Here is a 12,397-nt window from a genome sequence, read left to right on the forward strand (position 1 = left end):
AAGGACTTGTTGCGAAAGGCATTCTCGAATGCAACCTTAAACACATTGCTTACAGAGAAACCGCGAACCTTATAGGCATTGCAGGCCTTGAGTATCTTGCCAACATGGAATTCTTCCAGGAAACAAGATATTTTTGAAGAAAGTTGTTCACCAAAGATATGATTCTGTGATACAATGTTCATGGCATAAGCCCTCCGTTTATGTTATGATTGCTGTCACTTTCATTATACAAAACGGAGAGAGCTTATGCTATTTTTTTAGGAAATGGTACAAGTCGAATAATTTGGCAGTTTCACAACTGCGAAGTTTGAGTTACAATAAGAGCCGTTTGTCCCTCTGTGAACTGTTGAATGACCCGGATAATCTGGCTGAGAATTTCAAGGCTTATCTGCAGGGCTTTTCGGATAATGTCAAAAATATCATTGCCAATCTGGAGTTCGAGAAGGAAATTGTCAAGATGGACAAGCATAACCGCCTCTATCGGGTGGTGGAGTCCTTCTCTGAGGTGGACCTTGACCCGGCAATTATCGACAATGTTAAGATGGGCTATATCTTCGAGGATTTGATTCGCCGCTTCTCTGAAAATGCCGAGGCTGGTGACCATTACACGGGGCGTGATGTCATCAAGGTCATGGTGGAAATCCTGCTGGCTGAGGGGGCGGATGATGTCTTCGAGGATCACAAAGTCGTGCCTGTGCTTGACCAGGCTTGCGGCACAGGTGGTATGCTCTCCACGGCCTACAACTGGATCAAGCGTTTCAACGAAACCGCAGAGGTGAAGCTTTTCGGACAGGAAATAAATCCAGAATCTTATGCCATGTGTGTGGCAGAAATGCTCATCAAAGGTGAGGACGCAGATAAAATCAAGCACGTGGATACCATGAAAACAGAAAGCTTCCCTGACCAGAAGATGCGCTTCGTCATCGAAAATCCTCCCTTTGGGCAAGCATGGGGCGGCAAGGATGCCTCTGAGGGTGTGGAAGCTGCGGTGAAGGAGGAATTTGCCAAGGTCAACAGCCGTTTTATGGCCGGTCTGCCGGGTTCCGGTGATATGCAGCTTCTGTTCATGCAGTCTGCCATAGACAAGATGGATGAAGCTAATGGCCGCGCCGCCATCATCGAGAACGGCAGCCCCCTTTTTGCAGGAGGGACGGCATCAGGGGAAAGTCAGATTCGCCGGTATATGCTGGAGCATGACCTCATAGAGGCCATAATTGCGTTGCCCACAGACCTTTTCTACAACACGGGTATTGCCACCTATATCTGGATTCTCTCGAAAAACAAGCGGCACGAGCGTGAGGGCAAGGTTCAGCTGATTGATGCCACCCAGCTTTATCACGGGCTGCGGAAATCTTTGGGCAAGAAGCGCAATGAAATCACCGCTGAGGACAGGGAAGCCATTGTAAGGCTCTATGCAGATTTTGCGGAAAATGAGCAAAGCAAGATTTTCCGCAATACGGAGTTTATGTATCGTGAGTACGCTGTCATGCAGCCACTGCAGCGTAGCTATGCCATCAATGATGAGCGCATCGAAAATATGCTGGCCAAGGGTGCGTTGAATACAGTTTATGATGAAGCCAAGGTAGCAGAGCTTCAGGCTATCGAGGATATATCTGCCAAGGACAAGAAGAAACTGGAGGCGCTGGAGGAAGGGCAGCCGCTTTATGATGCGCTTGTTGCCGCTCTTAATGCTGCCAGGTCAGAGGAAGTCTATCTGTCACCGAAAGAGTTTGAACCCGTGCTGAAAGTGGCCTTGAAGGAGCAGGAGGGTGCGCTGGCAGAACGCAAGGCGCTGTTTGACAAAATCATGGACGGGCTTTCCCGCATGGACAAGAACGCCGAAATTCAGCGTGACCGCAAGGGCAATATCATCTATGATAAGGAAACCAAAGACACTGAGATTGTGCCTTATGAGGAAAGCATTGAGGATTATATGGCAAGAGAAGTCCTGCCCCATATCCCTGACGCCAAGGCGTTCTTTGAGGAAGATTTAAGCAAGAAGAAGCCTGTTATCAAGACCGGGGCGGAGATTACCTTTACCCGCTATTTCTACAAGTACGTGCCGCCCAAGGCTAGTGATGAACTGGCAAAGGAGTTTGTGGCACTCGATAAGAGTGTCAATGAGCGTATTGCAAAACTCTTTGGAGGCACGGCGTTATGAGAGAAATGAAAGATAGTGGGGTTGAGTGGATTGGGGAGATTCCGAAGTTTTGGGATATTATCAAGCTAAAATATTTGGTCTCAATTCGTTCAGGTGAAGCTATAAATAATGACCAACTTATAGATGATGGTTTATATCCTGTATATGGTGGTGGGGAACCGATAGGGTTATGTAATATGTTTAATACTAAGGCATCTGATTTGTTAGTCGGTAGAGTGGGAGCGAGATGTGGTTGTGTATCATATCCGCAAAATAAAGTATGGGCTACAGATAATGCATTAGTTGTGTCATCTAATTATGATACGAAATTATTATATTATATATTGGATTCAATGGAATTAAATAGATTGAATACGTCTAATGCACAACCTTTGATTACAGGGGCAAAAATAAAAAATTCGTTTATTCCTTTTTCTTTTGATTTAGATGAGCAAGAAAGGATAACAGATTTTTTTGATATAAAGTGTGCAGAAATAGATAGCGTGATGAATGATATTCAGCATCAAATTGAAGTCTTGCAGGAATATAAGCAATCGGTTATCACTGAGGCGGTTACCAAAGGGCTGGATAAAAATGTGGCTATTAAGGATAGTGGGATTAAGTGGATTGGTGAGATTCCACAGCATTGGGAAGTAAAGAAGGTTAAGTACATTGGCACTGCGAGGAATGGCTTGACATACAAGCCTACAGATATAGTTGGTGAGAATGAGGGAATATTAGTTTTACGTTCGTCTAATGTCCAAGAGGGTAAGTTGTCTTTTGATGATAATGTTTATGTGTCATGCAAAATACCTAAAGAACTAAAAGTAAAGAAAGGTGACATTTTAATTTGCTCAAGAAATGGAAGCCGTGAATTGATTGGTAAAAATGCAATTATTGATGATGTTGATGCATCATTTGGTGCGTTTATGATGATTTATAGATGTATTGCACCGCGTTTTATGTACTATGTGTTAAATTCGGAAGTATTCAAATACTATCTAGGAACATTCTTTACATCAACGATTAATCAGCTAACTGGTTCGAATTTTGATAATATGAAAATTGTATTCTGTCCTAATGAAGGTGAGCGTAAAAAAATTGTAGAATATCTTGATGTAAAATGTGCAGAAATAGATTCTATTCTTTCTGATAAGCAAAAGCAGCTTGACACTCTGGCCGAATACAAGAAATCATTAATCTACGAATATGTTACAGGCAAGAAGGAGGTGCCTGTGGATGCGTGAGATTTTATCGGAGCGGGAATATCAATCCTTTATCTTGGAGCAGCTGCGGGATAAGAATGGCTTCCTTATCCGCAATGCCAAAACGGACTTTGACCGTTCAGTTGCCATGGACAGGGCGCTTCTGTTTGAATTTCTTGAGGACACCCAGCCGGACGAAATGCAGGCTCTGCGCCGCATCTACAAAGAGCAGACCGAGGAAACTCTGGTCAACTACATCAATCAGCAGGTCACTTCGAAAAAAGGCAGCCTCATTTCCGTCTTGAAGCACGGCATTGAGCCAGCTACAGGCATTGTGCTGAAGCTCATGTACGACAGACCTGCCTCGAAGCTCAACCCTGCCCTTTTCGCCAAGTATGAGAAAAACCGCTTTTCCGTCATGGAGGAAGTGTGGGCCAGTGATGATGAACGTGTCGATATAGTCATTTTCCTTAATGGCCTGGCTATCATGACCTTTGAACTGAAGTGCAACTATCAGGGGCAGTCCTACAGTGATGCCATCTACCAGTACCGCAAAGACCGCAACCCCAAGACGCGACTGTTCCTTTTCAAAGCGGGGGCACTGGTCAATTTTGCCATGGACCTCAATGAAGTTCACATGACTACGAAACTCTCTAAAGATACCACCTGGTTCCTGCCCTTCAATCAGGGCAATGGTGAGGGCGTGCAGGCGGGCAAGGGCAATCCCCTCTATGATGACAAGTACAGCGTCAGCTATATGTGGGAAGATATCCTGCAGAAGGATACCTTGCTGGAAATCATCAACAAGTTTATCTTCGTGGACATTTCTGATAAAGTGAACGAGGAAACGGGGCGGAAGGAGAAGCGGGAGAATCTGATTTTCCCGCGGTATCACCAGCTTGATGCTGTCCGCAAATTGCTGGCAGATGTGAAGGTCAATGGCAGTTCACAGAACTACCTTATCCAGCATAGCGCAGGTTCCGGCAAGACAAACAGCATTGCCTGGCTTTCGCACCGTCTTGCCTCCCTGCATGATGATGAAGACAGGATTATCTTTGACCATGTCATCATCATGACGGACCGTGTGGTAGTAGACCGCCAGCTTCAGGCGGCTGTGCTGGGGATTTCTCACAAGAGCGGCCTTATCCGTGTCATGGATGACAGCTGCAGTTCGTCTGATTTGGCTAGGGCTTTGTCACAGAATACGAAGATCATCGTCACTACTATCCAGAAGTTCCCCTATATCGTCGATGAGGTAAAAAATCTAAAGGAACAGCGCTTTGCTGTCATCATCGACGAGGCCCATTCCTCCACGGCGGGCAAAAATATTGCCGCTGTTACCAAGGCTCTGGGTTCAAAAGAAGGTTCGGAGGATGAGGACGAACGGGATATGGAAGATGCTATTGCCGAAGAGATTGAACTGAACGGCAAGCAGGCTAATGTCTCTATGTTCGCCTTTACCGCTACGCCGAAGGCTATGACCTTGAAGAAGTTCGGGCGGCTGAATACCAAGGGGATGTACGAGGCTTTCCATATCTATTCCATGAAGCAGGCCATTGAGGAAGGCTTCATTTTGGATGTGCTGCAGAACTATACCACATATGATACTTTCTATAGAATAAACAAGGCCATCGAAGATGACCAGGAGTTGAAGACTGCCGAGGCTAAGCGCAAGATTGCCCGCTATGCGGCGCTCCATGATACGAATATTGCCCAGCGCATAGAGATCATCATAGAACATTTCCGCACCACCATCATGGGGGAATTGGGCGGTACGGCCAAGGCTATGGTGGTCACTGGCTCCCGTCAGGAGGCCGTGAAGTACAAGCAGGCTTTTGATAAGTATATCCGACAGAAAAGCTACAGCATGAAGGCCATTGTGGCATTTTCCGGTAAAGTGAAAATGCAGGGCACGGACTATACGGAAGCGGGCATGAATGGCTTTTCCGAGCAGAAGACCCGTGACAAGTTCGACAGCTCGGAATACCATGTCATGATTGTGGCCAATAAGTATCAGACAGGCTTTGACCAGAAGCGGCTCTGTGCTATGTATATCCTCAAGAAGCTCAACGGTGTCACGGCTGTGCAGACCCTTTCGCGCCTGAACCGCATCTGCCCGCCCTATGCGAAGAAGACGTTCATTCTTGATTTCGTCAATGATTATGGGGATATGAAGAAAGCTTTCTCCGTGTATTATACGGTGACATTCCTTTCCAACTCTGTCCGCCCGGAGTCTATCTATGAACTGGAAGCAAGGATTGACGGCTACGGTATCTTCGATGATGAGGATGTGGCCAAGGTCAATGAACTGCTTTATGGCAATGACCGCAACAAGAAAACCCGCATTGCCAAAGTCCTTTATCGTACCCAAAAGCAGATGGAGCATTACAAAGATGACGAGCTGAAATTGCTTATGAAGCTCTTGCGGGGATTCGTGAAGTATTATGAGTTCCTTATTCAGGTATCAAGCTTCGAGGATCACGCTATCCACAAGAAATATACCTTCATCGACTGCCTGCTGGCTTTCGTCAATATTCGCCACGGAGGCGGTGGCTTTGACCTCAAGGGCAAGATAACCGCCAGCGACTTCAAGCAGGAGAAGACTGGGATGTATGTTAAGGAAGATATTGTTCCTTATCCCATTGTCAAATTGCCGGTTCCAGATAACATCAACGTATCGCCTGAGGTTTATCAGAAACTGTCCGAGATTATAGATGAAATCAACAGTCGCACGGGACAGAATTTTGACCGGGATGTTGCCGTCAAGTCCATGTTGCAGCTGCGCGACATCATGCTGAAATCAGATGACCTCAAAGCCAGCGCGAGGAATAATACCGCCTCGAACTTTGAGATTTCCTTCTACAACCAGCTGGATGATATTTTAGTGGAGGGTTATGAACAAAATCAGGACTTCTTTTCTCTGCTTCTGAGCAATGAAGGCATCAAGCATCAGGCTATGGGGATTTTTGCAGATGAAGTTTATCGGGAATTACGTGAGAATCAAATGAATGTGTAATATGGTCACGAAAAAGGACTCCAAAGTTCGGAGTCCTTTTTTATGTACATATCTATTTTTATGCTCTCACCAGCCATTCCGACAAATTCCTTTTCGCAGAGTCGAAGCTCACGCCAATCTTGAAGAGCTGCCGCTGGTCGGCTGCGAAGGGGGCGGCGTAGGCTTTTTCCTCTATCTGGGCCAGGGCCTCCTGGGCTGATTTGTCCAGCTTGAATTCAAAGAGGTAGATGAACTCTTCCGTTTCCAGTATGCAGTCGGCCCTGCCCCGGCTGCTGTGTACTTCGCATTGCACGAACTGGCCCAGCAGGGTGAAGACGATGTAGAGTACGGACTGGAAGTAGTGTTCGAAGGGCGCAGCGTCTGTGGTATAGGGGATGCCGGCGAAGAGGGCGGTGAGGATGTCCCTGGCACCATCAGTATCCCCTGCCTCCAGGCAGTCGCAGAGGGCGAAGACATCTGTGCCGCGGTTTGCTATGGCGGCGGGAGTGTAGGCGGGCAGGAGGCTTTTCAAAAAAGCGTATTTTACTTCGTCATTGGGGAAGCCAAGGATGTAGACCTGGCGGCGCTCATTGAACCCCTGGATGGTCAGATAGCCTGTCTGGTAGAGCAGGGGGACGGGGTCGGGATTTTCGTAGCGGTAGTCTGTCAGAGCGTCCATATCGGCGCAAAGAGTCTTGTCCGTGAAGCGATTGGCATTCAGCCGGGCTTCCTGCACCCGTTTTACCAGGAAGGTGGGGGTGCCGGTGGAGAACCAGAAGGCTTTGAACTGCCGTTTCTTGAGGGCATTTAGCAGACTGAAGGGATTGTAAAGGCCGGGGCAGCCGGGGAAGAAGTGGTAGCCGTCGTACATGGCGGCCAGTTTCTGCAAGGCAACTTCTTCTGTCAGCTTGTGCTTTTCAGCCAGCTGTTTCAGTTCTGGCTGGAAATTCTGCTCTATTTCTTCCTGGGTCAGCCCGCAGATGGCGCTGTATTCCTCATCAAAGGAAATGTCCTCTAGCTGGTTCAGATCACTGAAAATGCTGACCTTGCTGAATTTCGTGACCCCGGTGATGAAGACGAACTGCAGATAGGCATCGTAACTTTTCAGAGTGCCGAAGAAGCCTTTGAATACTGCTTTGTTATGCTCTTCGCGTTCCTTGTTTTCAAGTACCTCTAGGAGAGGTTTATCATATTCGTCCACCAGCACCACGCATTTTTTACCGGTTTCTGCTTTAGCTTTCATAAGCAGGGTCTGGAAGCGGGCGCTCAGGGAGCCTTGGGGGACACAGTCATACAGGGCCTCCCATTTCTGCAGCATTTTGTCCAAAGCATCCTCCAGGGCCGTATCCTGCTGATAGTTCTCCCCGTTGAAGTCAAAGTAAAATACGGGATAGGGCTGAAAGGCGTTTTCGTTGCCTTCTTCCATTTTCTCAATGGAGAGTCCCGCAAAGAGTTCTTTCTTTCCCTCCCAATAAGCCGCCAGGGTGGAGAGGAACAGGCTCTTGCCGAAACGACGGGGGCGGCTGAGGAAGTATTGCCGTCCGGAATGTGCCAAATCATATATGTAGCTTGTCTTGTCAACATACAGGAAGTTTTCCTGTCGCAAAATATCGAAGCTCTGCACCCCTATGGGCAGTTTTCTGTTCAAATCCTTCATTTTCACGGCTCCTTTCCTTGTTTTTTGCCTGGCTCAGACATCTTTTTATGGCTCAAGCATAGCATATTTTCAAAAAGATAGCTATACTGATGAATCTTCTTTCAGGTTCCCCCTGCCGGGGGCAGGAATTTGCCATAAGCAAGGAGAATATTTGCCAGATAGATTTGTTTGCTGATAGAAAAGTGAAGGGGAGAATCTAGAGCGTGAAGGAGATAAGGACCTGGCTTCGACGGATGACTGAATATAGCCGGGCCAGCATCAGGCGGCAGGTGTTGTTTTTGGTGCTGGCTTGCGGCATTGGCACCTTTGTGGCAACTCTCATGCTGTTTGGCTATTCTATGCATGGCTTGCAGGAATCTTTGGAAGATGAAGGCCGGGACATAGAGGAAGTAGTGGCAGAGTCTGTGGGAAACACGGCCAAGAAGCGTACCAGAGCCTGGCTGAAGTCAGCGGTGGAGAATGAGGCAGCCCATATTGACAGGGAATTGGCAGTTAATAGCGCCGATGCGGAGCTCCTGGCTGACAGTATGACCATGATGATGCAGTCCCGGGATAAATATGGGGAAGGGAAGCTGGTCAATGACAGAGAGGTGGCAGATATTGCTTCCGGTACGGCCTATCTCCATTACAGCCCTCAGTTGGCAGCTGAGGGAGTGGGAGCGGATTTGGCGGCAGAGATTAGCCGGGCCGCTAATTTCGCGGATATGCTGGTACCCATGGCCAAGTCATATATGGGGTGCCGCACCTCGCTTGTCGTTGCTTCCCGCAAGGGGTATTCCATCTGCGTGGACGTCCTCCCAGGGGAACCGGGGCAGAGTATCTATCCTTCGCCGGAGGCCAGGACGGCATTCCTGGAGAAATACGATGCCAGGCAACGTCCTTGGTACCAGGCAGCCCAAGCCAAGGGGGGAAACGTCTTTACGGATGTCTTCATGGGCGAGGAGGGCTTTCTGGCGCTGAGTTTTGCCACTCCTTACTACGATGAGGAAGGTTTTGCCGGTGTGATAGGCATCAACGGCAGCGTCGAGGATTTGCAGAGCCAGGTCAAGCAGGTCTCCATTGGCAGGACTGGCATCAGTTTCTGCCTGAATGGCAAGGGGCGAGTGGTGCTGTCCTCTGAGGGCGAGGGGCTGCTGGCTCCTAATCTTCAGGGGGCAGACCTGCGGGAGAACTCTGAGCCTACTTTGGCAGAAGCCGCCCGGCGCATGACTGCCGGGGAGAGCGATGTGGTGAAGGTGCTGGTAGATGGGCAGGAATACTATCTGGCTTTTGCTCCCATGCATATTGTAGGCTGGAGCTTTGGGGCTCTCATTGGTCGGGATGAGGTCCTGGCGCCGGCCCAGGAAGTGACGGCCCTGGTTCATGAGGAGATGAAGGATTTCTACGACACGCTCAATCAGGATTTTGCCTGGATGGCGGGAAAAGTCTTGTTGCTGCTTGGCCTGCTGGCATTGGCAGCCTTTTTCACCAGCGGCGCTCTGGCTGACCGTATCCTCCGTCCTATCCGCGCTCTGGCGGAGGGGGTGCAGGAGATAGCGGATGGCAATCTGGACAAGAAGCTGGAAATCCACACCGGCAACGAGGTGGAGGAACTGGCCATCTGCTTCAATGAGATGACGGAAAATCTGAAAGACCATGTCCAAAGGCTTTCTCAAGCTGCGGCCAAGGAAGAGAGAGCAAGGACTGAGCTGGAGGTGGCGGCCAGGATTCAGGCTGGGCTATTGCCTGCGCCATTGAAGCCGTCTGTCCAGACAGGGAATTTTGGTCTCAGCGCCTTCATGGAGCCTGCCAAGGAAGTGGGAGGAGATCTCTATGATTTCTACTTCCTGGATGAGGACCTTTTGGCCGTTACTGTGGCTGATGTATCGGACAAGGGTGTGCCTGCAGCCCTCTTCATGGTTATGGCCAAGACATTGCTGAAGGATCAGGTGCTCTTGAGGCGGGAGGAAAAGGATTTGGCCAGGGCGGTGGCAGAGGCCAATGATGCTTTGGTTCAGAGCAACACCGCTTTTATGTTCGTGACGGCTTTCATAGGGATACTGCACTTGCCCTCGGGGAGTTTTACCTATGTTAATGCAGGCCACAATCCGCCCCTTCTCTGCAGGAGGGGCAGAGCTGAGTATCTGCCCAAAGCAAAGAATCCCATATTGGGGGTGCGGGGAGGCATGACCTTTGTGGCCGAGAAATTGACCCTGCAGCCTGGGGACTCTCTCTTCCTCTATACCGACGGGGTGACGGAGGCTATGGACTCAGCGGGAGGCTTCTTTGGAGAGCGGCGGCTGCAGGAGACCCTCTCGGCAAAGTCCGTCCAGGGAGCCGGAGAGCAGATAGGGATGGTCCTGGAGGCCGTGTCCTCCTTTGTGGGCGAGGCCAGTCAGTCAGACGATATCACCATGCTGGCGCTGGCTTATGGCAAAAAGGATGAGAATTAGGAGGAAATATGTCTGATTTACCTATCAGCTACAGCAGCAAAGAAATAAACGGCTGGCTGTTTTTGCAGTTGCGAGGCCGGCTGGACCGTACCACTGCGGAGGAAACGGCGGCAGAAGGAGAAAAGCACCTTGCAGCTTGCCAGAAACTGGCTCTTGACCTGTCAGCTTTGTCATATCTTTCCAGTGCCGGCATCAGGACCATTCTGAAGCTGGCCGGTGGAGCCAAACAGGTGGAAAAGTCCTTTGCGGTGGTATCTCCTGAGGGCATGGTGAAGGAGATTTTGGAAATGGCCAGGTTGGATATGTTTGTTAATATCTACTCGTCGGCGGAAGAGTTGGAAAACGCTTAAACAGGAGGAGTCATCATGGATTTTGCAATAAGGCAGGAACGTCAGGGAGAGCGCCTGACTATGTTTTTGACAGGAGAGTTCAACAAGCTGGCCATGGACGTCTTTGATAAGGAATTCTTGCTGGCAACGGAAGGGGTGAAGGAACTCCTGCTGGATATTTCCGGGGTCACCTATCTTTCTTCGGCGGGATTGCGTTCCCTGCTGCAGGCAGCCAAGGTCATGGAAAGCCAGGAAGGCAGCTTCACGGTGCTCTACCCCCAGGAGGCTGTGATGGAGGTCTTTGAGATGACCAACTTCTCCCGCTTCATTCACATCGTTCGGGAGGGGGAGGAGCCGGCTTCTGCCACCAGGGCTTATTATCCCCTGCGTCCCATCCAGCGCTGGATGACGGATACCCATTTCCGTCGGGCCAAGTCTACCATGATGAATGCCGGCGCTTTGGTGCGGCTGGATCCTGCTGTGGATTTGGAACGGTTGGCGGCAGCGGTGAACGGTCTTTTGGAGTCTTATGACATCTTCCGCTGTCGTCTGGTGTTCCATCCTGATACAGGAGAACTTTGCCAGCGCTTTGACGGGGAGGTGGCGAAGGTTTATGTGGAAAGCCTGTCGGAAGAGGGACTGGAGGAGCGCAAGCAGGAGCTCAGACAGCCCTATGACCTCATTGATCGGCCTCTATACAGGGTCAATATCATAAAGACACCTGAGTCCAAGTATCTCTATTTGGACTTTTACCATGCCATCATGGACGGGGCGGCCATCGCCCTGCTCTTCTGGAGGGAGCTGGAGAAGCGCTATGTCCACGGCAACGAGGCCGCAGCCGCCAAGCGCCAGCCTGCCAGCTATGCTGACTATGTCAAGGAGGAGGCAGAACTGCCTGAGGAGGAGCTGACGAAGGGGCGGGCTTACTGGCAGGCTATGCTGGCCGGTTTTGATAAGGAAAGGCACTTGCCACCTATGGATGGAGGTAATGGGGAAGCGGGGCCGGACCATGAGATGGAAACGCCCCTCAAGGGGATAGAGAAAGAGTTTTTCAAGGGCCGTGATTTCAATGAGAACACTTTTTTCATGGCGGCCGCAATGCTGGCTATTGCCATGTCAGCCGGGCGCAGGGAGGCTATCATCAGCTGGGTCCACAATGGTCGGGCCACCTCGTCTGAGCGGCGCCTCATGGGCTTGATGCTGGATCAGTTCCCCTTGCGCTGGGATTTTGATGGGGAGATGACCGTGGGGCAGTTCCTGCCTCGGTTGGAGGCCCGTATAGTTGAGGCTGTCCAGTACAGGAAGGGGCTGGATAAGGTTTACGAAGAAGGCATGGAAACAGGCTGTGCTTGCTTTATCCTTCAGAAGGGCAGTATGGGGCGCCGGGGCGGCATGAAGCTGGGTGATACCCAGGCTGTCATTGAGGAGATGCCAGCCAACGAAATCTCCGCGGCGGAAAATACTCTTGATATTGAGCTGAATGCCCATGATGACGGTACCTATTCTCTGGTGCTGGACTATGATCCGAACTGCTATTCCCGCAAGGCCATGGAGAACTTCACCAGCCAGGTGGAAAAAATGGCCGTGGCCCTGCAGAATAGTGAACGGAAGCTGGCAGAACTGCTGTGAGGAGAGGTTT

At 50.0% G+C, this 12,397-nt stretch carries 7 protein-coding genes and 1 pseudogene; 6 read left to right on the forward strand and 2 right to left on the reverse strand.

The window, feature by feature from the left end; translation table 11 throughout:
* Positions 1-182, reverse strand: a pseudogene (locus BLW59_RS17925) (transposase); the annotation flags it as partial.
* A gap of 125 nt (positions 183-307) precedes the next feature.
* Here BLW59_RS17925 and BLW59_RS01515 point away from each other — a divergent pair.
* Genes BLW59_RS01515 through BLW59_RS01525 form a run of 3 tightly spaced genes read left to right on the forward strand, consistent with a single transcriptional unit; the run spans position 308 to position 6,361 of the window.
* Entirely contained in the window at positions 308-2,161 is a 1,854-nt protein-coding gene (locus BLW59_RS01515; RefSeq protein WP_217634595.1) for an N-6 DNA methylase, read from the forward strand.
* The gene (locus BLW59_RS01520) at positions 2,158-3,387 is read left to right on the forward strand and encodes a restriction endonuclease subunit S (RefSeq protein ID WP_074695570.1); all 1,230 of its coding nucleotides are present in this window, start codon (positions 2,158-2,160) and stop codon (positions 3,385-3,387) included. The genes BLW59_RS01515 and BLW59_RS01520 overlap by 4 nt, the downstream gene beginning before the upstream one ends.
* On the forward strand, positions 3,380-6,361 hold the full coding sequence (locus tag BLW59_RS01525; protein WP_074695572.1) for a type I restriction endonuclease subunit R: 2,982 nt from the start codon (positions 3,380-3,382) through the stop codon (positions 6,359-6,361). Before BLW59_RS01520 ends, BLW59_RS01525 begins: the two co-directional genes overlap by 8 nt.
* Before the next feature lie 58 nt (positions 6,362-6,419).
* Here BLW59_RS01525 and BLW59_RS01530 read toward each other — a convergent pair whose 3' ends face one another.
* A complete protein-coding gene (locus BLW59_RS01530) occupies positions 6,420-7,997 on the reverse strand; it encodes an ATP-binding protein (protein ID WP_074695574.1) in 1,578 nt (525 codons plus the stop codon).
* A 203-nt stretch (positions 7,998-8,200) separates the two neighbouring features.
* On the opposite strand from BLW59_RS01530, the gene BLW59_RS01535 reads away from it, so the two are divergent.
* Genes BLW59_RS01535 through BLW59_RS01545 form a run of 3 tightly spaced genes read left to right on the forward strand, consistent with a single transcriptional unit; the run spans position 8,201 to position 12,387 of the window.
* Complete coding sequence (locus tag BLW59_RS01535; protein WP_139283497.1) at positions 8,201-10,429, forward strand: SpoIIE family protein phosphatase; 2,229 nt, start codon at positions 8,201-8,203, stop codon at positions 10,427-10,429.
* Between the two features lie 8 nt (positions 10,430-10,437).
* Positions 10,438-10,779, forward strand: coding sequence for an STAS domain-containing protein (locus tag BLW59_RS01540; RefSeq protein WP_074695578.1), 342 nt, complete (start codon positions 10,438-10,440; stop codon positions 10,777-10,779).
* Positions 10,780-10,794: 15 nt separating this feature from the next.
* Positions 10,795-12,387 (forward strand): condensation domain-containing protein, encoded by a 1,593-nt coding sequence (locus tag BLW59_RS01545; protein WP_074695580.1) that lies wholly within the window; start codon positions 10,795-10,797, stop codon positions 12,385-12,387.
* Positions 12,388-12,397: the final 10 nt, after the last annotated feature.

The sequence above is a fragment of the Selenomonas sp. KH1T6 genome, from assembly GCF_900108415.1.
Taxonomy (GTDB): Bacteria; Bacillota; Negativicutes; order Selenomonadales; family Selenomonadaceae; genus Selenomonas_B; species Selenomonas_B ruminantium_A.

What these genes read in the sequence shown, in the direction of transcription:
- BLW59_RS01530 (WP_074695574.1), bottom strand. Translation starts at nt 7,997, where the DNA reads ATGAAGGATTTGAACAGAAAACTGCCCATAGGGGTGCAGAGCTTCGAT.
- BLW59_RS01540 (WP_074695578.1), top strand. Translation starts at nt 10,438, where the DNA reads ATGTCTGATTTACCTATCAGCTACAGCAGCAAAGAAATAAACGGCTGG.
- BLW59_RS01545 (WP_074695580.1), top strand. Translation starts at nt 10,795, where the DNA reads ATGGATTTTGCAATAAGGCAGGAACGTCAGGGAGAGCGCCTGACTATG.
- BLW59_RS01525 (WP_074695572.1), top strand. Translation starts at nt 3,380, where the DNA reads ATGCGTGAGATTTTATCGGAGCGGGAATATCAATCCTTTATCTTGGAG.
- BLW59_RS01520 (WP_074695570.1), top strand. Translation starts at nt 2,158, where the DNA reads ATGAGAGAAATGAAAGATAGTGGGGTTGAGTGGATTGGGGAGATTCCG.